This is a genomic window from Aerosakkonema sp. BLCC-F183, assembly GCF_041929145.1.
Classification (GTDB): Bacteria; Cyanobacteriota; Cyanobacteriia; order Cyanobacteriales; family Aerosakkonemataceae; genus Aerosakkonema.
Genome location: NZ_JBHFNU010000048.1, coordinates 249,391 through 272,696 on the forward strand (window position 1 = coordinate 249,391; position 23,306 = coordinate 272,696).

The window sequence follows — 23,306 nt, forward strand, 5'->3', positions numbered from 1 at the left end:
CTTAGGTCATGCTTACGGTGACAGTCTTGATTGTTCCTTCAATCGGTCTGTGGACTTTAGCTTTAACCGTACCAGTACGTCCAGGGAACTTGAGGCAACCATCAACAACTCTGACAGATTGTGGATACTGAATTGACTGCCTATTTTTCTTGGCTTTGAATCTAGGATATCTAGCTCTCCCTTCAAAGAAGTTTTTATAGGCAGTTACTAAATTGAGTGTAGTGGACTGTAAGACCTGGGAGTAGCACGAACTAAGCCACTCGGTTTGTTCCTCTTTTTTGAGCTTTGGTAAGAGCTTGTTCAATGCAATCTGAGTCAAGCCTTTACCCGTCGCTTTATAGGTTTCCATACACAACTTGAGTGCATAGTTCCACCACCAGCGAGAGCAACCAAAGTGTTGAGCTAGTATCTGTTGTTGTTCGATTGTTGGATATAGCCTAACTTTGATGGCTTGATGCTGCATTTGCTTTTACCCCCTCCTTATCAGAATATAACTTTTTGGTAAGGCCGTACAGATGGCTTGCTAATTTTACCGGGATTGACCGGATAAAATTAGCTTGGGGAGTCCATGTATCCTGACGCTGACCTTTCAGTACAGCGCGGGACTTATAGCTCCCCAAACCCCTCATTAGTTAAAGTCTTGACTTATAGCGCATTATACAACATCGTGAGCATAAATATCTGCGGTAATAGGCGTTCCTGCGGTTGCCGCCCCAGGCATTTCGTGGCCTAATTCTTTAGTGAGATCCCAGCAGACTGCCGATTTGCTAGAGTGGGTATCGCAGTTATAACTGTATACTCTACTGTTCACTGTTCGCCGTTCACTGCTAACAGTCAGCGGTCAACAGTCAACAGTACTGCACTTCAGGCTGCTAATTGCTTATCTTAGACAGCTTCTTAGATATGCCAGACAAAAATTCTGCGATCGAACAAGTTTTATTGCGATTTCAGCATGACGTTGAAAATTCCCGCGAACAACTGTCTGGTATGTTTAAACTATTGGAAATTACCATCCTACAACTAGCCCCTAAGAGTCTGCGGTTGAGCGCTTTGGAGAACTACACCAATTTGATTGTTGAATATCTCCATATACCGCAGATCGGTTTCATTAAAACTAGCTTTAAAATAATCGGGAACTTTGGGCCATTCCGCAGAATTATACTCTGGAAAATCACCGCTTTTGCGTTTGTTGAGTAATTGGGTGACACCAAGTAATTCACCATCAAAACCTAAAACTGGCATACATAATAAGCTACAAGTGCGATAACCTGTTTCTCGATCGGTTTTTTTCGCATTTTCGGCGCTGGGTCGATCGTACAAGTCAAATGGGATAATTAATGGTTGGCAAGATTGAGCGACTTGTCCGACAAAACCAATTCCAATTTTACATCTCATTTCCCCTAATCCGGGTAGGTCAGTCCACAATTCACCTGCTTCTCGATCGACTAACCAAAGGGTACTGCGATCGGCATTGGTGAGTTTTTTTGCTTCTGACATAACGCGCTGGAGTATTTCTTTAGAATTCCAACTGCTTTGGCTAACTGAACTAATTGCCGACCACAATGCTTTGAGCGCTCGTTGCTTTTGAATTGTTTTGATTTCTCGATAAAAAGATTGGAAACCTTCCAAGATCGGTAGCATCGAGCTAGTGCGTTGTGAGAGGCGATCGAAATCCGATTCCGTGAAGCCATTCGGGTCAGCCGATTTTGGATTTTCGATTTGGTGCGAAGTGGGCGTCTTGGCGCTTCCCGTCACGATGCCCACCTTCGCAAGAGAGGATTTTGGATTAGCTTCGCAACGAGTGGGATGAGCTTGCAATTCAGAAAAGTTTTTTGATGATTCCCATTCAAATAGGAGGCTTGAAACGCCTTTTATTCGGTCAATTTTTTCTAATAAATCATCGCTGTCTAACTGGGGATATATTAATTTTTTGACTAATTCGACAATAGCGACAAAATCTCCCCGTTCGTTCCAAAGGGGAATAACATAAGTATTATAAATATACTTATAGTAATGTAAATCATCCCATAATTTTACATTTAATTGAATGGGTTCTCTTGATTGGCAATCGATAATTTGTCCTGCTATAACTCCCTCAGCAGGAAGTGTAATTTCTGTGGGCATACCTCCTTTATCTTCCACAATCACCGACCAAAGTTTGTTGTTATCTGCATTGTATAAAAAAATATTTACTTGTTCGACATCCACTAATTTCGCTATCGATTGAGTAAGAAGATTCAGCATATTATACAGTGCATTGTACCAAGATTCATCATCCTGGTTACCGACAGCATTGCTGAGCATCACTAAAGTATTATGCACAACTTCTTTGGATTTACTTTGGGCGATATGCTTAAGTGTTTCGTGGGTTTTAGCGTACTGAAGAATCACGCCAGCGCGTTCGTTGAAAACCTGCATACAGTGGCGATCGTTCTCGTCAAAGCTAGCCTTGAATTGTTCGGGTGCTTTCGGCCAATCGGCTGGGTTATATTCTGGAAAATCTCCTGATTTCCGTTTATTGAGTAATTGAGTTACACCCAACAATTCGCCTTCAGGATTTAAAACTGGCATACATAACAAACTACAAGTGCGATATCCCGTTTCTTTATCGGTTTTTTTAGCATTAGAAGCATTAGGATGGTCGTACAAATCAAAGGGAATAATTATCGGTTCGCGGGATTGAGCGACTTGACCGGCAAAACCAACGCCAATTTTGCATCGCAGTTCCCCTAAATGGGGAAGTTCCGTCCACAAGTCACCGCGATCGCTATCCATCAACCATAGCGTACTGCGATCGGCATTCATCAGTTTCTTTGCCGCATCCATCACCCGTCGCAGTATTTCTTTAGTATCCAAATTGCTTTTATCGAGCGATCTCGTAGCTTCTGCAAGCGCGGCGGTTGCTCTTAGTTTCTTAGTAGCTTTGTAAGAAGAACGGCAACTTTCCAAAATCCTTTGAATAGAAGGAACAAAAAAATTCAATCTTTCTCTGTCTACTTTTGTAAAACCATTTTTATCAATTTTCTGGTACAAATCCTCATTAAGATGATCGGGTTGCTTCAATTTGTTAAGTAACTGGATGACAGAAACAACTTCTTTGCTGTCGTTCAATATCGGAATAGCCAATAAATTGTAAGTGTGATATCCATATTTTTTATCGAACTCTTTGACGAGAACGGAACGCGGGTCTTGGTAAAGGTTCGCCCGAATATTAATAAATCTCTTTGTTTCGGCCACTTTGCCAGCCACGCCTTCTCCTACTTGCAGCTGAATATCGAGGAATTCATCCCCTTCATTTTCAGCCACAAGCGACCAAAGTTCGGTTTTTTCTTCATTTAGTAAATAGATCGTGGCGCGGTCTGCACCGAGTAAATCGCCGATTTGCAAAGTGATATGGCGCAACACATCATAGAGAGCTTGAGCGGAACCTTTACCTTCAGCTATTTGACTAAGCTGAGATACTAAAAGTTTTCTTTCTAATTCCGCCAGGGTTTTGATAAATTCCACGTCGCGTGGCTCGATTTCTGGCTGGGTTATATTTAATGATTTTTCAACCCAATTTTGATTAAATACAGACTCGTAAATGCGATTGCGAACTTTTAATTTGCCTTGATGTTTGGCTACTAAGCCTGACAGTCGCATTTCCATTTGTTCGGCGCTGTCATTAGCTGCTATACCCCCGACTTCCTCCCGATCGAGGGGGCGCTGTTGCAGGATTTGCTGATATAATTTTAACAGCTTAATACAGCGCTTTTCATCCCGGAGAATGCGATCGCGTATCGTCCGCAAATGTTCTGGTTCATCTTGGCTTTCCCAATTTTGGATAATGCGCGATCGCACTAATCTTTCCACCCATTCCCACTCACCGCCACAGGGAACAGTATCTTCAGAATCGATGATTAACTTACACAACTTCTGAGTTAAAAAAGGCTGTCCCCCCGACCAACTCAACACAGCTTCTAGTAATTTATCCGGGTTTTCCGATTTAAATTTCAATCCTTCCGCCAGCGGTTTTGCTTCTGGTAACTGAAAGCCGTTGAGTTCGATCGCTTTGCCAAAATTGAAAGGAGTGCTGTTATTTCTCTCTCTGATTAAATCGGAAGGCGATGCCACTCCTAATATGGCAAAAGTCAAGCGATCGTATTCTGGTTGTTCCGCTCGATTGTTATGGCAAGCGCGAATCAAACTGAAGAAATCATTTGCCGAAAATGGTAATCTGAGTACGCTATCAATTTCATCGATAAAAATGACAATATTTTGACCCAAAAGCGACGGATTAGTTAGCAATACCTCCTTGATAAACTTACTCAATCGTTTTATAGGTGAAAGTCTGCCATGTTTCCCCCACCAAGCATCAAAGCTACCGATTTGCTCTGCCAGATTAAAAGTATCTACTAATGTGTCGGTGATACTGCCATAAAATTCGCTTCTGGTGATATCCGGACTGATAATCTCCGTTAAATCGATCGCAGCACAGGCAATTCCCCCATTTTTTAGCCTTCTCATTGTCTGCACGAGCAAACTAGACTTACCCATTTGTCGGGAATTTAGCACATAACAAAATGTCCCCTTTCTCAAATGGTCAAACAGCTCGTAATCTGCCTGTCGCCAAACGTATGTAGGCGCATCCGGGGGTAAACTTCCACCAACTTTGTATTCGTAATTCATAGATTAATTTTTTCTAACCGCATTCGAGCTTAAATACCCCTTCCGCCATTCATATTACCGAATATTGATGAAGTCCGGAGAAAATTCGCGAATTTGATTTTTTAATTTTGTATTAAACTCGAACCTCCCCGCAAATTTTCCACTCAGTTGTACTTCCTCAGATACATATTCATTCCAAGGGTTATATTCGAGAGTATCCACAGTTTTATTACGCTTCCTTACTCCTGTAACCTCTTGCTCTCCCAAATAGTAGGACAAGCTACCGTCACCCATGTTAAGGCAAAAACCGAAGGCGATTACATCTTTTGAAGTGCCATTACAAACAATAGCGCAATTTTTTTCTTTGAGCTTATCGTCGAGTATTCTTAACGAAAAGAACCAATCGTTGATAAAAATTTGTTCTTCATACTCATTTCCTATTTTAACAAGCATTTTATCTCTAAAGACATCTTTATAGAGGATGGCTGGAATTTTAGCCTCACTTTCAATGATAAAAATATCATACTCCTTTGGAGCGTAACTTAGCTCTGGAAGTCGAGCGATGTTATCCAGATTATCGAGCATCGAATGCTCGTAATTGCCAAACCTCACAGAGATAAAGTAATTTTCTACTGCTTCTCTTTCTACTTCACTCAAAGTATTTGGTTCGTATACAGGAACTGGGCGCAACCACTGATAGAGATTGGATCGTGTTTTATCCCTTTCAATTAGCCTAAATCCTTCAACAAAGTTGAATTTATCCTTGTTTTCTAAAACAAATGCCTTAATTTCAAGTAAGTTGAATCCGCAGAATTCAATTACAGATTGGAAGTCACCACAGCCATTAGAACCAAGAATATATTTGAAGCGAATGGTTCTGCTTTCGTTGGTGAAGTTGAAATACAAGTCTGCAAATTTATGGTAAGTTTCTAGCTGAACGATATCTTCTGAGAAGCCATTCACATCAAAGCTAGATTTTAAGCATTTAATCAGTTCTTGAAGGCTGGCAACTCTGGAGTCATGATTTTCCCAAGGAAGAGTGAGTTTTAGGATCGAGTATTCCATTGCTAACTACCTAAAAAACGATCGCGAAAATATTGCCTGTACAAATCGTTACGTATCGTCACCTGATTGCCTTGCAGATGTACCAATCCTATACTATTTAATTTATATGCGATCGCCGACTTGATCTGCACGGGTTTATTAGTGGCAACAACCTGTTTAAAACATTCTGCAAACTCTGGATTTCGTTCCAAGTGCCACAAGTGCGATCGCAAATGTTCCCCATAAATTCCCGTATCGGTAGGCGCTTCTTTCAGTATGCGATCCAAACTCATATTTTCCCGCGCCATCTTATATAAAGCCACGCGCACTAAATGAGGATGTCCGCCCACCATCGCCATCAGTTGTTTTACCTGAGTTTCTCTTAAATCCAACCGATGTCGTCGCGCCAAATTCTGTACCTGTGAAGAGTTAAACTCCGGTAACTCGATCGGTAGCCCTACATTAAACGGGGACAGATCTTTACTCAGGGGAATATAAACTTCTGTACCGTGGACAATTACCAGCCGAAAGTTTTTCCAAATATCGCTTTGCTTGGATTTTTCGTGCCAAGCCCGCAGCAAACCGAAAAAATCATCTGCCACTTTCTCTTGGGGAAAAATGCGATCGACTGCATCCAACCCCAAAACTAAAGGAGTAGCAATTTCGGCTAATAGATATTTTTCAAAGTAATTAGTACAATTTTTTTTACTGCCTAAAAACTCGCTCCAGCGGCTATCTAGCTGAATCGGTAGCTCTAAATCATCCGTTACCGTGGCACAAAACCATTGCAAAAATTGATTTAAATCCCAAAAAACTTCCCGATCTGCCAACTCAAAATCTAAAGCTACCGAACGATAACCAAGTCTTTCCGCTTGTTGCAGCAACCTCGTCATCAGGGATGTTTTTCCCATTTGCTTGGGGGCTTTGATGCGAATTAAGCTTCCCGGTTTGGCAATTTCTTCATAAGCGCGTTCTTCGATCGGCGGGCGATCGATATAAAATTCCGAAGCCAGATCCAGCGAACCTCCCGGTAACTCAAGATTGGGGATTTGGCATCGGGCATCGGGCATCGGGCATTGGAAATTCTCCCTTTCTCCCCTTTTATTCTCCCCTCCCTGTGTGACGGGTCGGAGTTGGGGGTGGGGTTGCTTTGCTTCTGCATCTCTTTCCCGTAATTCCTCCAAAACTAAGCGCACGGTTTTGATGCTGACTTTTTTGTCGGTAACATCTGATAGCAGCTTCCATAACTTGGGAGCTATCTCTCGCTGTATAGTGTTACTGCTATAACCAGCCACTTGGATATCCTTTAGTTTCTCACCTACCAAAGCCTGCCGAAGTATATTTTTTTGCACATCACTTAAAGGTTCTCCTGTTTTTTGGGCGATCGAATTATCTGCAAGCTCTACAAGTTTTAATACCTCAACCCGATCCATTACGCACCCAAGTATAAGTTCTTCTAGGATAACATGAATTTTCTGAATTTTCTGAAAAAATCTAATTATTCGCCAATTAGCTAATGAAAAAATCATTGAATTTTATGAGTTAAACTCCTGAGTATTTTTAACAAAAACATCTTGTTTCTCTAATATAGTTAAGAAATGAAACCACAGACAAAACAATTTTTAGGAAACGATTATAACCGATATATTTGAGATTTTAGCATTAAAAAAAATTTCAAATCGCCAATAAATTGCTAGTCTGCGGTCAAACTGATTCCCGGTCGGCTCTGAGTAAAAGGTATCATTCAAAAATGAGAAATTCAACAGCCACGGCACTAGCCACCAGAAAGTCAACATTTTATGAATTGATTGCCCCTCTCAACAAAGAAAACTTTAAGAAAGAACTAAAGGAAGTAGAAAAACAGTTTAAAACCGTCCACAGAACGCTGTCAATGTTAAATTTTGACAGTCAGAATTTTAACGGTGTTTTAACTGAAATGGTGACAGCGATCGCCTTAAAAACAGGCGAACTTTTGCGGGCCGATCGCACCACAATTTATCTGTTGGATGAAGCGTCGAACGAACTGTGGTCTTTGATCGCCAAAGATGATGAAGGCAATGGTTCTCTAGAAATTCGCATACCAGTCGGACAAGGGATTGCCGGAGAAGCTGCCAAGTTGAAACAAGCGATCAACATTCCCTTCGACTTTTATCAAGACCCACGGGCGACCGCAGCCAAAGAGTTAGACAAAAAACATCATTACCGCACCTACACCATGCTAACGCTGCCCCTCTTGAACGATGAGGGAGATTTGGTGGCAGTTGTCCAGCTAGTGAATAAATTAAAGAAGAATTACGCCTTCGGAGAATCCTTGCCAGAAAGAATCGATCGACAAGGCTTTACCTGGGATGACGAAGTTTTGTTTGAGGAATTCTCCCCGTTAATTCGGCTAATTTTGGAAAGTTCCCGCTCTTTTTATGCAGCGACGCAGAGACAGCGTGCAGCCGAGGCACTTTTAGAAGCGACGCGATCGCTTGCTTCCAGCAGCTTGGATTTAGATTCAACCCTCAAGCGGGTGATGGACGCAGCGCAAAAACTGATGAACGCCGATCGCAGCACCCTCTGGCTATTAGATCGCGATCGCAAAGATCTGTGGGCGAATATTCAACAGCCAGATGGTTCTCTTAGAGAACTGCGAGTCCCAATTGGCAAAGGATATGTCGGTAAAGTTGCCAAATCCGGTAAACCTCTGAATATTCCTTTTGACTTATATAAAGACCCCGATTCCGAAGTTGCTCAACAAGTTGACCAGCTCAACGGTTATCGTACTTGCAGCTTATTGTGTATGCCAATTTTTAACGCCGACGGCGAGTTAATTGGTGTCACTCAACTGGTCAACAAACGCAAACAAGGCGATTTTCCTCCCTACAACCCAGAAGATTGGCCCCATGCACCGGAGTTCTGGAAGGCGAGTTTTAATCGCAGCGACGAAGAATTTATGGAGGCGTTCAACATTCAAGCTGGTGTCGCCATCCAAAACGCTAAGTTGTTTGAAAAAGTCAAGCAACAGTACGAGACGATCCAGCAACAGTATGCCAAGATTCAGCAACAAGAACAGATGCAGCGAGATATTCTCCGCAGTCTGACGAATGGGGTAATCTCCACCAATGCAGCCGGGGAAATTATTGCCGCTAATCCCAGCGCGAAGAAATTGCTGGGTTTTAACAATGAAGACTTTTTAGAAGGTAAATCAATCTGCGAGGTAGTTCGCATCAAAGAAGGTGACTTCAGCAGTTGGTTTGGGGCAGCTTTAAAGGGACGCGATCGCAAAGCGCGACACCAGTATTATCCAGATCGGACTTTGTTATCTACCGATCTGGAGTCCCGCAGCGTGCATTTATCGATTAATTCGATCGCCGATGCTAGCGATGCTTCCAATGTTTACGGCGCTTTAGTGGTAATGGATGATATCAGCGACGAAAAGCGACTCAAGAGTACCATGTACCGCTACATGACTCAAGAGTTAGCAGAACAATTGCTGCAAAGTGGGGATGCTAAGTTGGGAGGCGATCGCAAAGAAGTCTCTATATTATTCTCGGATATTCGCGGCTACACCAACTTAGTGGAAAACATGGAAGCCGAAGAAGTCGTGAGTATGCTTAACGAGTATTTCTCGGCAATGGTGGAATCCATATTTAAGCATAAAGGCACCCTGGATAAATACATCGGCGATGCGATTATGGGCGTGTTCGGTTCTCCAGTACCCCTACAGGATCATGCTTGGAGGGCAGTACAAACAGCTTTGGAAATGCGATCGAATCTGGCAGAATTCAACGCTCGCCGCCAAACTGCCAATCAGCAATCCATTCGGATTGGCGTTGGCATCCATTCTGGCGCTGCTATCAGCGGTAATATCGGTCACCAACGGCGAATGGAGTTTACCGTTATTGGCGATGATGTTAATTTGGGTTCCCGTTTGGAAGGCACATCGAAATTGTACGGCTGCGATATTGTGATTAGCGGCAGTACCTATACTCCCTGTGCAAATCGCATTTGGGTGCGCGAACTCGATATCGTGCGGGTGAAGGGAAGAACTCAACCGGTGTCGATATACGAGCTCGTAGGTTTGCGTTCCGATCCAATTCCAGCCAAGAAACAGCAGACGATCGAACTTTACGAACAAGGTCGCGAGTTATATCTCCAGCGCAACTTCGATCTGGCATTGCAAAAGTTTGATGCAGTGCTGGCGATCGACAGTCACGATAAAGCAGCGCTGTTGCATCAGCAGCGTTGTCATAGCTGGATGAATACCGCCCTACCAGATGACTGGGATGGCATCGAAACGCTTACCGAAAAATAGGCGAGCTGGTTTGCGCGAATCGCCTATTCTCAGCTGCGAATTTGGGAATTGGGCAATTGGGCAATTGGGTAAAAGCTGATTATTTATACCAAATCGGCTGCGATGACCCCCTTTATCTCGCTCGGCTGTAGAGACGTTTCATGAAACGTCTCTACTACAATGAAATGGCCAAAAATTAAAGGGGGTAACAAACCCGGATTTGGGATCGTAGGGCTTACGCAAATAAACCCTGTTTCCAGACTTATGTCTGAAAGAAACGCGATGTGGAACGTAAGTCCTAGAATTAATAACTCATAACTTCCCGACGCCCGACGCTTTTACCGCGCCACCTCGTCCCCAGTGTCTACGCTCAACTACAATTAAGCTTCTTCTTCTTCTTCTCCTCCTTCAACATCTGCATCTCGGTCAAGTTGAATCAAACGAATGTGCTTGTATCCGAGCCGAATTTCAAACTCATCACCTGGCTTTAATCCCATTGCCTGGGTGTAAGCAGATCCGATCACAATTTGACCGTTCTTATGTACGCTCACCCGGTAAGTCGCTTCGCGACCGCGACCATCTTTCTCACTTTCTGGCTCTAAAGCAATACCTTTAGCTGCCAGTACAGCATCGTAAAAGTCTGTCAGATTGACGCGGACTTGGTTACTTTTGGTCGTGGTGTAGTAGCCACAAGCCTTAGCGGTTTCCCGGCGCGATAGATGGGAAAGTTCTTTGACTTTTTGAAGTAGAGCTTTCCCTGATAATGGCGCTGTTGCAGTTTCAGCCATAAAATTGCCTCTGACTAAATTTCACTTCTTTTGCATTATTGAACCATATACCATTGTTCATTAAACATCAACTACTGTGCTAAATTCTTTTCTCTGTTGTTAAAACTTATCATTTTCGCCAAGACCGCTCTCTCAGTAATGTTGTCCGAGCGCTTACCCATTTCAACAGTGTAATGACGGCGAGTGCCACCAGAAGATTTTGTAGCCTGTGGACGATGAGTGGCGTCGCACGGATGGTGAGGGGAGAATAGGTGGAATTCAGCTGCTGTTGAACTTGGCGATCCCAGTGGCGATCGTTCTTTTCTGCATAGGTAATCGTAGCTCGTGCGGCGGCTTTCCTAAGTTCTTGTTGAGGAATCCTCTCGCACTTCACGAGTAACAGCGAGTTGCCTTCACGCCATCATGAATTGGGGCAGCACAGGCGCAGAGGAGATCTAGGAGCAGAGGGGAAAGAGAGTTGGCGATGAATCTAACTTGGTATCATTAGCAAACATTACAGTATACTCTTTCCGCTCAAATGGAAATTGCGATTCTCGTCAAAATTTCCCCAACAGGGAACGAGAACCGTGAAAAACGATATTTTTTTTACTGTGAGAGGATTTAATCTAGAGTTTCCAGATGGGCTAAATCCTTCCGTACTGTTTGCGATGCAAACAGAGGCTCCAGACGAGCCAGAGAACACCCAGACAGTGATGTGCTTTGTCAGGCAGAGATAGATTCTTCAGCCTGAAAAAAACTTTTGATGTACTGCTTGAGATTTTGGGGGTGCTAGTTTATTTGCACTCATAGGGGAAACTTTACCGCTGGCAGCTAGCAAGTAAGATGTAACCGGAAACAATACTACACATTAGAGTGGACTGATGGCGTTTTTTGCGATCGCATTCTCTGGCAATTCATTCCCCCTTCAAAAAGGATTCCACTCTACCGGCCCACGATTGGCAGTCTCTCCCATACTCTGCCACCTTTGAGTCTCCGATCGATTTGTTTCTCTGATTGCCTGTAGTTGCCCCGCAATCATCGCTTGCATTTGTTCTAGTTCCTCACGGCTCCATTTATAGATGTGCGGTGCAACATCTTTAGGACTGAGGTCGTGGGGAATGCGCTCTTGTTGCATATTGTTGGCCCTTTTTTCAATTGATGCCTCGATCGTTCCGCTTGCTAGCTACTAATCCAAAAAGCATCATAATTACCAGCTCGTGGGTTGGCAATATTTTTAGCTAACCCATAAGCAAACTATATGTGTGCTAAGTCCTTTCCTTACTCGCTGTCAGTAATGGGAATCTTTACCCGCGTACTGTCCGCAACGGATGTGGAATTGGATTCGATCAAACAAATAATACCGTTTTCGGTTGCTTGTGTCACGATCGCACCACATTTAATCGGTGGGGGTAACAAAGATTAACAAGCACTCCTCGGCGCACGTTTTGGTATGAGAAGTAACAATTGTGTTCAATCTTACAAGCATACTTAATAATAAACTCGTTCTTGCGGTAGAAAATAAGCTTGTTCCTGCGGTAGAAGTTTCCGGAAATAACAAAAGTTAACTTACATAGTAAGGACAGCGGAATCCAAACCTCGATAACTCCAAAAAGGGCGAAAGGGAGATGATGGCGTGGCAAAAGCGATCGCAAGAGCTCTGCGGCTAAGCTCACTTGTCGGAGCAGCTATAACTTGCCCAATCCAAACCGAGCCAAAAAAACTCATCTCAACCCACCCTCAAACCTTAACGAGGTATAAATAGCATCAAGTCTGTGTAAGACTTGGGGACTGCCGGCAACATACACCTGATGCTTGGGAGAACGAAAGAGATGAGAAAATATCAGTTTCATGACGAATACACTTTATCAGAAACAGCCGTAGAACTTGGCAAAAAAGCTATGCAGTTAGGGCTAATTCGTAGTTTTGTCGTGCATTACTTTCCAGACAGCAGCCAATTCTATATCCCTAACGAAAACGAATCCGAACCCCTGACACCAGAACGAGCATATCTTCTGCTCAACAGAATCGTGGAAAAATCTGGTAATTAGAAACCCTTAAGACAGTCGAGTGCGATCGCGTGCTCGCAGATATAAATATAAAGCATTAACTATCCAAGGGAGATAACGAAATGGAAATGACGACAACAAATACTACCAACCAACAGGAAAATTCTGGCAACGTCAGCGATGCCGAGCGTTGGACATCGTTAATCGGTGGTGGCGCACTCGTACTTTACGGTTTGTCGCAACGCTCTCTTAGAGGTGCGTTAATGGCAGTTGCTGGTGGGGGTTTAGTTTATCGCTGCGTCACCGCACAAACGGGTATTCAGGAAGCAACAGGTATGAATCAAAGCATTAAAGTTGAAAAGACGGTGACTATCAATAAATCGCCAGAAGAACTGTATCGCTTTTGGCACAATTTTGAGAATTTGCCTCGCTTTATGAAGCATCTCAAACACGTAAAGGTATACGATGAAAAACGCTCGCACTGGATTGCCAGTGCACCTATGGGTAATAGCGTGGAATGGGATGCAGAAATAATCAACGACCAACAAAACAAGTTAATTGCCTGGGCTTCAGTTGAAGGTGCAGATATCGATAATTCCGGTTTTGTGCGCTTTCAACCCGCACCTGCCGATCGCGGTACGGAAGTGAAAGTTGTGATGGAATACAATCCGCCTGGTGGTGTGGTGGGATCTGCGATCGCCAAACTTTTCGGTGAAGAACCGGAACAGCAAATCGTCTCCGATTTGCGCCGTTTCAAGCAATTGATGGAAACTGGTGAAATTGCCACCACAGAAGGTCAAACTTCTTGTCGTCAGTAATTGACAAGTATAAAAATTCCCGTACATAGAAACCCGGTTTCTTAAAGAAACCGGGTTTCTGCGTTGTACTTTATCTGAGTTTAAGTTGTAGCGTGCATCAGACCCCTGAATTTTGGATCTCATCACTAATTTTATCGCCAGTCACGCACCCTACTTAATGTAATTGGCAAATTGAGCTAAAAGCTGCTTAATTGCCGCCTGAAGTGACAGATTTATGGTGTTGGTGGCTATCTTCTGGCTTGGGACGCCATTGCCCATCTTCACCTGGTTCGTATTCTTGCTTGACACTGTTCCAAGCAACATTCATAGCAGCTTCTTCGCTCATACCGTCTTCACTGGCGCTATTGTATGCTGCCAGAAAAATTTGCTGGGCACCTTGATTTAGCTTTTGTTGTACTTCCGAAGGTAAATCTTGTAGTTGTTTCTGAGGCATTAACCCGCTCCTAGTTTTATTTCCGTCTGGGATCATCGTAAAAAGCTCAACAAACAAGTTCCTCTTTCTGGAAGGTAGTATGTTTGATTTACCTATCTATCTTTGGGATGAGCAATGCGTTAAGAGATTTCGTATCCAGTCATACAAAATCTCATAGCTACCAGCCGCCAGAGTTCCTAATACCTTTCTTTTTGCTACTATGCGGCTTCAGGATTTAGCTGGATCATTTCATGCTTAAACTGTTTACTTTGGATTCTCTTTTTTTGAAAAGCAGACTATGTGTGATTATTTGTATGGAAATTGCCGTCAAACCTAATGTGAGGCGGGTGCTTTTTCAAAACTTCTTCAATTAAGTTATTTATTCTATTAATTCTATGTTTAACGCATTCCGGGTCGATAGTGGCCCAAACAATAGCTCTGTTAGTTTTACTCATTTGTGTTTGCCAACACAAAATATATGCGATCGCAATTACATATTTCGCTAAAAATAGCTTGACAGCCTCTTACTTAGGGTAGAGAAGACATAAAAATAAGCCGCTCGTACTAAGTCAATTACTAAATATAGTGAATATTTCATCTATCTAAAGAGTGATAAAATTAAAGAGTAGGGTGAGGTTCGCCCACCTCTACCCAATTCTCAAAGATAAATACGGGCAACCCAAATTCATTTGTACTCAGTCGCAAAAATTTGAATAAAGTCAAAAGTTATACCAATGCTTAATGATGAGCATATTCCAAAAGCTTCTTCGATAGGATGGCACAAGATATGCAACTGCTTCAGCTTTAAAGTTGCTTTATATTGTATGAAACCGGACTTGCCATTCAAACCCACACAAGGGCGTCGCACCTGGACTCCTTATTTCGTTCTGCTTTTGAGTCTAGCGCTGACTGCGATCGCCAGTTATTACGTCGCGGTAATGGCAAGAACTAAAGACGAGCTGCGGTTTGAAAATGCAGTTCAGCGCACCCAGAACGACATTCAACAACGTTTAGACACTTACATCACTCTGCTGCGTACAGGCAGTGGGTTATTTGCGGCTTCCGAGCAAGTTCGCCGCGATGAATTTCGTGCCTATGTCGATCGCCTCGAACTCCGCCGCACTTACCCAGGAATTCAGGGAATCGGTTTCTCAGTGCGAGTATCGCCCTCGGAAAAAGATGGTGTCATAGCGGATATGCGTAAACAAGGAGTAAAAAATTTTACGATAAGACCTGAGTATAAACGTGCCGAGTATCACTCGATTATTTATCTCGAACCGTTAGATCGGCGCAATCAAGCGGCGATCGGTTTTGATATGTTCTCCGAACCGATCCGCCGCGCTGCAATGGAACGGGCACGGGACACTGACTCACCCGCAGCATCCGGGAAAGTAATTTTAGTTCAGGAAATCGACAAAAACAAGCAAGCTGGCTTCCTAATTTATGTGCCTGTTTACCGCAACGGTACAACACCCAAAACAGTCGCGCAGCGTCGAGCTGCATTGCAGGGTTTTATCTACAGTCCTTTTCGTGCAGATGATTTAATGGCGGGAATCTTCGGCAATGACAAATTTCCCTTCTTGGACTTTCAAATTTATGACGGAACTGCTCCCGACGCGAAAAATCTGTTGCACTCCTCAGATAGTAAGAGTAATTTCCAGCACAGATTTTACCGACCTCGCTTTAGCACCACTAGAAAAATAAATATTGCCGGACGCCCTTGGACTATTGTTTTCACTTCGCGACCGGAACTCGATCGCCTTTCCGAAACAACCCTGGTGCCTTACATTGCCTTGGTGGGTGTGTCGATCGCTTTGATACTGTTCGGTGTCACCCGCAGTCAAGTTTGCGCCCGCATTGCCGCAGAGTGTCTAGCCGCTGACTTACGCGATTCGGAAGGGGCGCTCAAAGAAAGCGAGGAAAGATTTCGGCAATTGACTGAAAAAGTCCGCATTATCCCTTGGGAGGCAGATGCTATCAGTGGGAGATTTACCTATGTTGGGCCTCAAACAGTGGATATCCTTGGCTATCCGCTAGAAGATTGGTACACCGATAACTTTTGGGCGGAACACATTTACTCAGAAGATAGAGAGTGGGCGATCGAGTTTTGTCTAAACAGCACAGTTTCTCAGGAAAACTACGAATTTGAATACAGAATGTTGGCGGCGGATGGAGAGATTGTATGGTTACTTGACTTAGTGAATGTCGTGCGAGATGAAAATGGGCCGAAACTGCTGCGCGGCATTCTGATTGACATTACCGATCGCAAGTTGGTAGAGGCAGAACGCAGCCGACTGCTGGAACGCGAACAGTTAGCTCGCGCCGACGCGGAGGCGGCAAACCGTATGAAGGATGAGTTTCTGGCCACGCTTTCTCACGAGTTGCGAACGCCTCTGAATGCAATGGTGGGATGGACGACTTTACTGCGAACTCGAAAGTTTGACGAAGCTACTACTGCCCGTGCTTTGGAGACAATCGATCGCAATACAAAGGCACTTTCCCAACTGATTGAAGATCTGTTGGATGTCTCGCGCATTATGACGGGCAAGTTCCGCTTTGATTTACGTCCGGTGAATCTGGCTGCTGCGATCGAGGCTGCTATTGATGCGGTGCGATCGGCTGCGGAAGCAAAAAATATTATCATTAATTCGGTATTTGAAGACCGACATTGTTTAGTATCTGGCGATCCTACTCGCTTACAGCAAATTGTCTGGAATTTGCTTACCAATGCAATTAAATTCACACCCAAGGGAGGGCTGGTTGAGGTTCATCTCGATCGCCATAACTCCAATGCACAAATAACTGTGATCGATACCGGTCAAGGCATTTCTCCTGAATTTTTACCTCATATTTTTGAACGCTTCCGTCAAGCTGATGCCAGTATCACTCGCAAGCACGGCGGTCTAGGCTTAGGGTTGGCAATTGTTCGCCATCTAGTCGAATTGCATGGCGGAACTATTCGCGCTGAAAGTCCAGGAGAAGGACAGGGAGCAAAGTTTATTGTGACTCTACCGTTTAGGGCGATTAGCGACTTATCGCAAGTTTCGGAAGTTTCGAGAAGCAATGAGCAAGAGCTAGTTAGCGATCGAAATGAGGATGTTGCGATCGACAAATCTTTATTCCTCAATAATTTATCCGTGCTTGTTGTTGATGATGAACCCGATGCACGCGAGTTGGTGACTGCTGTACTGGAAAAAAGCGGAGCTAAAGTAACCGCAGTTGGATCGGCTAAAGAAGCTTTTGCGATAATTACTGAGGCTGCTGCTGGTAGAAGACCGGATATTATGATTAGCGATATCGGAATGCCAGAAGAAGATGGATATAGTTTAATCCGCAAGATTAGGGCGCTTAAGCCAGATCGAGGCGGACAAATTCCCGCTATAGCGCTGACAGCATATGCTAGAGCAGAGGAACGAGCCAGAGCGATCGCCGCCGGTTTTCACATCCACATACCAAAACCTGTCAAGCCAGAAGAATTGATTGCAATCGTTGCCAACCTCAGCAATCGATTTCATAGCTAGGGACTAGAAAAGTCAAAAGTCAAAAATCAAAAGTCAAAAAGAAGAGGAAAAAGGGAAAAAGGGAAAAAATTAATACTGCTTTGTCTAACAGACTCGACTGGGTGAAGAAGCTTCTTTTTGTGAATTTATTCTACTGGACTGGCGCTCTAGCCCTTTTCCTTCTTTTGACTTTTGACTTTTGACTTTCATCGCCCTAGCGATCGCAAAGCACTTTATCCTTTTGACTGACATTTTGATTAGTTGGCAAATAATTACGTGCCAAATTGCAACTTTTAGTTAAAAGATCTTCGAGATTGAAATTCCAGAGAATTACCTTGTTATCCGAACTTGCAGAAGCAAGCATCTGACCGTCCGGCGACCAAGATAAACTCCTCACTTCACCTTGATGATTTTTCAAACTTCTCAGCAGGCTACCGTCAATGTGCCAAAGTCTCACCATTTTGTCTGTACTGGCTGTCGCCAGTGTTTGACCGTCGGGACTGAAACTGACGCTGGTGACTTTACCTCTATGCCTTAAAATACTCAGCAAAGTGCCTTCAATTTGCCAAAGTTTTACAGTTCCGTCCGCACTAGCAGAGGCAAGCATATGACTGTCTGGACTGAAACTTAGGCTTGTTACCCAACTGCTGTGTCCTTGCAAATCTCTCTCCCAAACACCGTCGCGACTCCAAAGTTTGACTGTGCCATCTGCATCGGCGGAGGCAAGTGTTCTGCCGGTAAAACTCCAATTTACGCAAGTGACCCAACTGCGATGTCCTGCTAAGTTTTTGACTGCTTGACTGTTCAATTTCCAAAGTTTAACTGTGCCATCTGCACTAGCAGAGGCGAGTGTTTTGCCGTCCGGGTTAAAACTTATGCTTGTTACTTTATCGTGATGTTCATTGAAAATTTTGAATGGGCGAGTTTCACTCACACCTTTGCCGTTTGTGTGCCAAAGTTTGATTGTGCGATCCTCGCTAGCTGCGGCAAGTATTTGACCGTCTGGGCTGAAATTTAAGCTGCTAATTTTAGCGCTGGCAAGATTGAATGTGGCGAGCGCTTTGCCATCGCTTTGCCAAAGTTCGATCGCTCCATTATCGCTAGCCGCAGCGAGGATAAAAGTTTTTGCTTGTTTTCCCCCCAATTTTTGAGGACTAAAAGTTATGAAAGTTATTTTACTGTTATTTTCCGGCAAGCGATCGAGCTCTTTTAGCGAGTAGATTGCTTGATTGAGGGCGAGTAAAACTCTCATGCGAGTATCGGAGTTAATTCCAAATGGCAATCTTTGCACTCTTTTGCCTGCGCGGATGCTTTCTATTAAGGCATCCCACTTTTTGTTCGATTCCAACAGTGCTTCTGAATATAAGCTGATGGCGTTAATTTCGGTGTTTCTGCGATCGCTCCATACTTTTAGCCAAACTATCTCGGCTATTAAGGTGAAAAATAACACTAAAACTACAAGCGCTCTGATATTAATTGCCACTCTCATTTGGCGCTCGTGTTTTAGTTTGGCTTCAGTTAATTTTCGGCGCTCTTGCTCTTTACTCAGTTCGGCAAGTAAATCTTTTTCCCTACTCAGTCGCTCAATCTCAGTTCGACTTTGTTGTTCTCGATCGCGCAATTCTGCTAAGGCTGATTCTTGGCTGGCTGCGAGGAATTGATAATCGCGATCGCTCAAACTTTTGCCTGTCGCCCAATTGAGTGCTTCTTGCAATGCTTGCCCTCGTAACAATCGCGATTCATCTTGACAGTCGGATGCTAACCATGCTAATAATGCTGCGCCATGAGGACGCAAATCGGAAAAAGCTTTTTCAACCCAATTTAAGTTAAAAATTGCCTCGTAAATGCGATTGTAAACTCTTAATTTACCAGCACGCATAACTACCAAACCAGATAGCCTTAGTTGCGCTTGTTCGGGTGTGTCATCGGCGGGAATTTCTCCATCTTCTAATATTTTTTGATAAAGTCCCAGCAATCTGCCAGCGCGTTGCTGATTGGAGAGGATGCGATCGCGTATCGTTTTAATATGCGCTGGTTCATCATGAGATTCCCAATTTTCGATAATATAATCTTTTACCAATTCAGTAATTGTTGATGGTTCATTGTTGATGGTTGATTGAACTACTAATTTACAAAGTTTTTGCGTGAGAAACGGCTGTCCGCCTGTCCATTCCAATATCTCTTTTAAAATTTCTTGAGAGTAGTTTAATTTTTCTACCAATCCTTTGGCTAGCGGTTGAGCTTCGTGCAGTGCAAAACCATTTAATTCGATCGCACGACCGATATTAAACGGCGTGCGAGTGGGATCGGAAATTAAATCGCTTGGCGTAGCGACTCCCAACAAAGCAAATGTAAGGCGCTGGTATTCCGATTTTTGGGCGCGTTTGTTGTGGCAAGATCTAATGAGGGCAAAAAAGTCGTCTAGAGGTTCTTTGAAACTGAGGACGCTATCAATTTCATCGATAAAAATTACGATATTTTCAGTAACTTTTACCAGCAGCACTTCTTCTATCAATTCACCTAAACGTTGGACTGGGGGAATTAATTCGCGATCGCGCCACCAGTTCATAAACTCCATCGTGTTAAACAAATTGAAATTTGTCAATAGTTTGTAGGCGACGCCTCCATACCATTTTTCTAAAGAAACTTGCTGACTGCCAATATCTGAAAGGTCGATCGTAGCGCAGGCGACTCCTTCAGCTTTTAGCCTTTGCATCGTTCGCACCAGCAAGCTAGACTTACCCATTTGTCGAGAATTGAGTACATAGCAAAATTCTCCTTTTTTCAGTCCTTCATATAAGTCATTGTCAGCTTGTCGCACTACATAAGTGGGTGCATCCACTGGTAAACTTCCGCCGATTTGGTATTGATAATTGTCTGACATATAAATAAATTTTAAATTTTGTGGTGATAATAGAAACTTATTAAATCGTAGGGTGGGTTAGGCACGGGCAATAATTTCAGCGCTTTCGATCGATAATTTAGTTCCCGTGCCGTAACCCACCGACTCAACCGTAACATTAACGAACATTTTTCCCCATCAATCGGAAAGAGCCGACTGTTAAAGGCATTATATAATAAAAGTGATCGCCCTTGGTTTCCTTGAGCGTAAGATAAGAGCGATCGCATCCTACCCATGCTTAAGAAATCTGTTTTACATTGCCATTATTTTCTTCTCCCACAATCGAACCAATCCCCTCCAAAGTCGATGGAATACTGCGCGGATCGACAAACATCACCTTACTGCTTCCACTGCTACCAATCTTGATACCCATTTCGATATAATTTTGCGCCAGTAAAAACTGCAAAGACTTGGTAGCATTGGGATCGGCATTTAACTTTTTACCAAGAATTTCCATCGCCGCCGCCGTACCTTGCGCCTTTAAAATTTGCTCTTTTTGTTGCGCTTCCGCTGACAAAATTGCTGCTTTTTGCCGCGCTTCCGCTTCAATCAGTTGTGCTTCAGCTTCCCCCCTCGCTGCATTAACTACCGCTTCTCTTTCCCCTTCCGATGTAAGAATTGCAGCTTGTTTTTTGCGTTCCGCAGACATCTGCAATTCCATCGCACCTTGCACGGTTTTAGAAGGAACAATTTCGCGCAATTCCACCCGCGTCACCTTTACACCCCAAGGTTCGGTAGCTGTATCTAAATCTCGCAACAAACTTTTGTTGATTGCAGTGCGTGCGGTGAAGGTTTCATTCAGTTCAAGGTTACCCATTTCTGAGCGAATTTGAGTTACCACCAAATTCACAATTGCCGCTTGCAAATTTTGGACTTTGTAATAAGCTTTCTCAATGTTGATAATCCGCCAGTAAACCACGGCATCTACACTGATGGAAACGTTGTCGCGAGTTATACAAGTTTGAGGACTGATTTCCAAAACCTTTTCTCGCGTAGTTTCTTTGAATACCACTTGCGATAGAAAAGGGGTGATAAAATTCAAACCAGGTTCTAATTTTTTGCCATCATATCTGCCGAGAAATTCGACTAATGCTTCATCGCCTTGATTGATAATTTTGATACTTCCGGCGAGGGTAGCTGTTCCCGTAATTGCCATAAATGCCAGCCACATTAAATAATCCATGACTAATCTCCTTTTTGTATGTCTAAGAATCGAACATTGTTTCGGGAGCGACAATCAAAGTATTGCCTTCTCGATGCAAAACGTAAACTTTTTGATTGGATGCGATCGCACCTGTTTTATCCGCACATCGCGCTTGCCAAAAACAACCTTCATAGAGAACTTGTCCGGTTTCTCCCGGTAAAATATCCGTGACAGTTTTCGCTTCTGTCGCATCGGGAATCACAAACTTTTTACGCTTGATTAAGGTGGGACGTACCCAGATAATACAAGCAAAAGATACACCCATCCAGTACAAAATTTGGATGCCAAAATCTTCGTACATAATGATGTTCCAGTCGATTCCCAGTCTTACGGTCATTTGCCATACCATAATTGATGTAATAAAGGCACTTGCTGCCATAGACAAGGCAATAAATTTATATTGAGAAGACAATTTTTTGGCAAGTAAAAATTCACTGGTAGTGAGAGTAACTCCGGCAATTAACCAAAACCAAGGTGGAGTGATGAGGAAGTTGCGATCGCTCGTTATTTCTGCCAGTAACCAGATTGGGTAAAAGTCCACAATTCGATAACCTCCTACTGAAAAAGCTTTTTAGGTGCGACAATTAAAGTGTTGCCTTCGCGACGCAAAACGTAAACTTTTTGGTTTGGTGGAATCGCCTCGATATGTTCGTCACAACTCGCCTGCCAAACAGAACCTTCATAAAGTACTTCTCCGGTTTGTACTGGTGTAATTTCTGTTATGGTTCTGGCTTCTGTTGCGTCTTTAATAACTTTATTTCTCTGCTTCATAAACATCGGACGTATCCAAATAACGCAAGCCGTAGATACTCCCATCCAATAAAAAATTTGAAATCTAAACGGCGGGACGGTATTTGCTCTAAATAAAAACAGCGCTAAAAGAAAGGCGCAAATTCCTGTTGTTAGCGGTACGAATCGAAAACTTTTTGCAAAACTTTTTGGTAGAAATAATTCAGTTAAGCAAAGACTGATACTAACTGCCAACCAAAATAAAGCTAAACTTAACTGCCATCCGATCCAGGTAAAGCTAGGCAACACATTAACCTCCCGGTAAGTTCATCCATATTCACCAAACCTTTGCTACTTTCTATTTAGACAGATGTTTTATTGAGTTCTTGACTGACTTGTTCGAGAATTCATCGACTTTTCATCGACTTTGAGCACTTTTTCCAGGGGCATTCCCAGAAACTTTCGCATCAGATTAATGGTTTCTAGTTTTTGTGCGATCGACTTAATTCCCAAGTTTAGGGTTATGCTTTCACCAGATGCCAAAAAAATCGCAATTTCATAATCACTTGTATCATGATGCTGCCATCCATTTGATTGAAGCTGGACATCTAAAATATCCGCAATAAAATACCAACTTACTTTGGTTTTAAGCAAGCCGCGTCGCTGGATGCTTAAGCTGTTGTAGTCTTTATCAAAATGATATATAACTACTCGTCCAGGCCAAATTAGCACGAAAGCGCTTGCGATTAGGTTGAATAGAATAAAAAATGGCACCCACAACAAATCTACGAACTGGCTAAGTTGCCAGTAGATTAGCAGAACGATCGAAAAAGTGCCTAATATCCAGCCAGTTGTACCAACTGGAGTTTAGACTAACCGCGCTTTAGGGCGCGGTTAGTCTAAACTCCTATACAAGGCAAAATAGCTCAGCTTTTAGCTGAGTAAAAAAAGATTGATTTAATCAGGATTTAAGAGAAAAATAAGTTAGCTTTTTGAGT

The 23,306-nt window shown here is 43.3% G+C and carries 19 protein-coding genes and 1 pseudogene; 6 read left to right on the forward strand and 14 right to left on the reverse strand.

The features are described from left to right. Nucleotides 1-4 precede the first annotated feature (4 nt). From ACE1CD_RS14225 to ACE1CD_RS14245, 5 genes and pseudogenes are all read right to left on the reverse strand, one after another. Nucleotides 5-463 (reverse strand): annotated as a pseudogene (locus ACE1CD_RS14225) (RNA-guided endonuclease InsQ/TnpB family protein); the annotation flags it as partial. Between the two features lie 192 nt (nucleotides 464-655). Next, nucleotides 656-811, reverse strand: coding sequence for a hypothetical protein (locus tag ACE1CD_RS14230; RefSeq protein WP_374797548.1), 156 nt, complete (start codon nucleotides 809-811; stop codon nucleotides 656-658). Nucleotides 812-1,020: 209 nt separating this feature from the next. Next, on the reverse strand, nucleotides 1,021-4,668 hold the full coding sequence (locus ACE1CD_RS14235; RefSeq protein ID WP_374824907.1) for a GAF domain-containing protein: 3,648 nt from the start codon (nucleotides 4,666-4,668) through the stop codon (nucleotides 1,021-1,023). A gap of 54 nt (nucleotides 4,669-4,722) precedes the next feature. Then, the gene (locus tag ACE1CD_RS14240) at nucleotides 4,723-5,712 is read right to left on the reverse strand and encodes a hypothetical protein (RefSeq protein ID WP_374824908.1); all 990 of its coding nucleotides are present in this window, start codon (nucleotides 5,710-5,712) and stop codon (nucleotides 4,723-4,725) included. Between the two features lie 2 nt (nucleotides 5,713-5,714). Continuing rightward, nucleotides 5,715-7,220 carry an AAA-like domain-containing protein gene (locus ACE1CD_RS14245; protein ID WP_374824911.1) on the reverse strand — a complete coding sequence of 502 codons (1,506 nt, stop codon included), beginning with the start codon at nucleotides 7,218-7,220 and terminating at the stop codon, nucleotides 5,715-5,717. A 221-nt stretch (nucleotides 7,221-7,441) separates the two neighbouring features. Here ACE1CD_RS14245 and ACE1CD_RS14250 point away from each other — a divergent pair, with 221 nt between their 5' ends. Further along, the gene (locus ACE1CD_RS14250; RefSeq protein WP_374824914.1) at nucleotides 7,442-9,991 is read left to right on the forward strand and encodes a GAF domain-containing protein; all 2,550 of its coding nucleotides are present in this window, start codon (nucleotides 7,442-7,444) and stop codon (nucleotides 9,989-9,991) included. Nucleotides 9,992-10,350: 359 nt separating this feature from the next. On the opposite strand, the gene ACE1CD_RS14255 is transcribed toward ACE1CD_RS14250, so the two are convergent. Together ACE1CD_RS14255 and ACE1CD_RS14260 are read right to left on the reverse strand one after the other, a co-directional pair. Continuing rightward, on the reverse strand, nucleotides 10,351-10,758 hold the full coding sequence (locus tag ACE1CD_RS14255; RefSeq protein ID WP_374797558.1) for an AbrB family transcriptional regulator: 408 nt from the start codon (nucleotides 10,756-10,758) through the stop codon (nucleotides 10,351-10,353). A 109-nt stretch (nucleotides 10,759-10,867) separates the two neighbouring features. Beyond that, nucleotides 10,868-11,131 (reverse strand): hypothetical protein, encoded by a 264-nt coding sequence (locus ACE1CD_RS14260; protein WP_374797560.1) that lies wholly within the window; start codon nucleotides 11,129-11,131, stop codon nucleotides 10,868-10,870. A 193-nt stretch (nucleotides 11,132-11,324) separates the two neighbouring features. Between ACE1CD_RS14260 and ACE1CD_RS14265 the strand changes: the two genes are divergently transcribed. Continuing rightward, nucleotides 11,325-11,474 carry a hypothetical protein gene (locus tag ACE1CD_RS14265; RefSeq protein WP_374797562.1) on the forward strand — a complete coding sequence of 50 codons (150 nt, stop codon included), beginning with the start codon at nucleotides 11,325-11,327 and terminating at the stop codon, nucleotides 11,472-11,474. A gap of 188 nt (nucleotides 11,475-11,662) precedes the next feature. Here ACE1CD_RS14265 and ACE1CD_RS14270 read toward each other — a convergent pair whose 3' ends face one another. Further along, entirely contained in the window at nucleotides 11,663-11,872 is a 210-nt protein-coding gene (locus ACE1CD_RS14270) for a hypothetical protein (protein ID WP_374797564.1), read from the reverse strand. Nucleotides 11,873-11,995: 123 nt separating this feature from the next. On the opposite strand from ACE1CD_RS14270, the gene ACE1CD_RS14275 reads away from it, so the two are divergent. The 3 genes from ACE1CD_RS14275 (at nucleotide 11,996) to ACE1CD_RS14285 (ending at nucleotide 13,561) form a co-directional block, all read left to right on the forward strand. Next, nucleotides 11,996-12,160 (forward strand): hypothetical protein, encoded by a 165-nt coding sequence (locus ACE1CD_RS14275; protein ID WP_374797566.1) that lies wholly within the window; start codon nucleotides 11,996-11,998, stop codon nucleotides 12,158-12,160. A 406-nt stretch (nucleotides 12,161-12,566) separates the two neighbouring features. After that, nucleotides 12,567-12,785, forward strand: a complete 219-nt coding sequence (locus tag ACE1CD_RS14280; RefSeq protein ID WP_374797568.1) for a hypothetical protein — start codon at nucleotides 12,567-12,569, stop codon at nucleotides 12,783-12,785. A gap of 80 nt (nucleotides 12,786-12,865) precedes the next feature. Further along, on the forward strand, nucleotides 12,866-13,561 hold the full coding sequence (locus tag ACE1CD_RS14285) for an SRPBCC family protein (RefSeq protein ID WP_374797576.1): 696 nt from the start codon (nucleotides 12,866-12,868) through the stop codon (nucleotides 13,559-13,561). A 187-nt stretch (nucleotides 13,562-13,748) separates the two neighbouring features. On the opposite strand, the gene ACE1CD_RS14290 is transcribed toward ACE1CD_RS14285, so the two are convergent. Next, nucleotides 13,749-13,994 carry a ChaB family protein gene (locus ACE1CD_RS14290; protein WP_374797578.1) on the reverse strand — a complete coding sequence of 82 codons (246 nt, stop codon included), beginning with the start codon at nucleotides 13,992-13,994 and terminating at the stop codon, nucleotides 13,749-13,751. Between the two features lie 803 nt (nucleotides 13,995-14,797). On the opposite strand from ACE1CD_RS14290, the gene ACE1CD_RS14295 reads away from it, so the two are divergent. Then, nucleotides 14,798-17,494: a CHASE domain-containing protein gene (locus tag ACE1CD_RS14295; protein ID WP_374797580.1), complete on the forward strand. Its 2,697-nt coding sequence runs from the start codon at nucleotides 14,798-14,800 to the stop codon at nucleotides 17,492-17,494. Nucleotides 17,495-17,687: 193 nt separating this feature from the next. Here the strand turns inward: ACE1CD_RS14295 and ACE1CD_RS14300 are convergent, their stop codons facing one another. The 5 genes from ACE1CD_RS14300 to ACE1CD_RS14320 all read right to left on the reverse strand — a co-directional run bounded on the left by ACE1CD_RS14300 (nucleotide 17,688) and on the right by ACE1CD_RS14320 (nucleotide 23,040). Further along, entirely contained in the window at nucleotides 17,688-20,357 is a 2,670-nt protein-coding gene (locus ACE1CD_RS14300; protein ID WP_374824917.1) for an AAA-like domain-containing protein, read from the reverse strand. A gap of 256 nt (nucleotides 20,358-20,613) precedes the next feature. After that, a complete protein-coding gene (locus ACE1CD_RS14305; RefSeq protein ID WP_374824920.1) occupies nucleotides 20,614-21,558 on the reverse strand; it encodes an SPFH domain-containing protein in 945 nt (314 codons plus the stop codon). Nucleotides 21,559-21,580: 22 nt separating this feature from the next. Continuing rightward, complete coding sequence (locus ACE1CD_RS14310) at nucleotides 21,581-22,120, reverse strand: NfeD family protein (RefSeq protein WP_374824923.1); 540 nt, start codon at nucleotides 22,118-22,120, stop codon at nucleotides 21,581-21,583. A 14-nt stretch (nucleotides 22,121-22,134) separates the two neighbouring features. Then, nucleotides 22,135-22,617 carry an NfeD family protein gene (locus ACE1CD_RS14315; protein WP_374824926.1) on the reverse strand — a complete coding sequence of 161 codons (483 nt, stop codon included), beginning with the start codon at nucleotides 22,615-22,617 and terminating at the stop codon, nucleotides 22,135-22,137. A 66-nt stretch (nucleotides 22,618-22,683) separates the two neighbouring features. After that, nucleotides 22,684-23,040, reverse strand: coding sequence for a hypothetical protein (locus ACE1CD_RS14320; protein WP_374824928.1), 357 nt, complete (start codon nucleotides 23,038-23,040; stop codon nucleotides 22,684-22,686). Nucleotides 23,041-23,306: the final 266 nt, after the last annotated feature.

Excerpts from the sequence above, each read along its gene's own strand:
- ACE1CD_RS14280 (WP_374797568.1), top strand. The coding sequence starts at position 12,567 with ATGAGAAAATATCAGTTTCATGACGAATACACTTTATCAGAAACAGCC.
- ACE1CD_RS14235 (WP_374824907.1), bottom strand. The coding sequence starts at position 4,668 with ATGAATTACGAATACAAAGTTGGTGGAAGTTTACCCCCGGATGCGCCT.
- ACE1CD_RS14255 (WP_374797558.1), bottom strand. The coding sequence starts at position 10,758 with ATGGCTGAAACTGCAACAGCGCCATTATCAGGGAAAGCTCTACTTCAA.
- ACE1CD_RS14305 (WP_374824920.1), bottom strand. The coding sequence starts at position 21,558 with ATGGATTATTTAATGTGGCTGGCATTTATGGCAATTACGGGAACAGCT.
- ACE1CD_RS14285 (WP_374797576.1), top strand. The coding sequence starts at position 12,866 with ATGGAAATGACGACAACAAATACTACCAACCAACAGGAAAATTCTGGC.
- ACE1CD_RS14270 (WP_374797564.1), bottom strand. The coding sequence starts at position 11,872 with ATGCAACAAGAGCGCATTCCCCACGACCTCAGTCCTAAAGATGTTGCA.
- ACE1CD_RS14245 (WP_374824911.1), bottom strand. The coding sequence starts at position 7,220 with ATGATTTTTTCATTAGCTAATTGGCGAATAATTAGATTTTTTCAGAAA.
- ACE1CD_RS14290 (WP_374797578.1), bottom strand. The coding sequence starts at position 13,994 with ATGCCTCAGAAACAACTACAAGATTTACCTTCGGAAGTACAACAAAAG.
- ACE1CD_RS14240 (WP_374824908.1), bottom strand. The coding sequence starts at position 5,712 with ATGGAATACTCGATCCTAAAACTCACTCTTCCTTGGGAAAATCATGAC.
- ACE1CD_RS14295 (WP_374797580.1), top strand. The coding sequence starts at position 14,798 with ATGAAACCGGACTTGCCATTCAAACCCACACAAGGGCGTCGCACCTGG.
- ACE1CD_RS14275 (WP_374797566.1), top strand. The coding sequence starts at position 11,996 with ATGTGTGCTAAGTCCTTTCCTTACTCGCTGTCAGTAATGGGAATCTTT.
- ACE1CD_RS14300 (WP_374824917.1), bottom strand. The coding sequence starts at position 20,357 with ATGTCAGACAATTATCAATACCAAATCGGCGGAAGTTTACCAGTGGAT.
- ACE1CD_RS14250 (WP_374824914.1), top strand. The coding sequence starts at position 7,442 with ATGAGAAATTCAACAGCCACGGCACTAGCCACCAGAAAGTCAACATTT.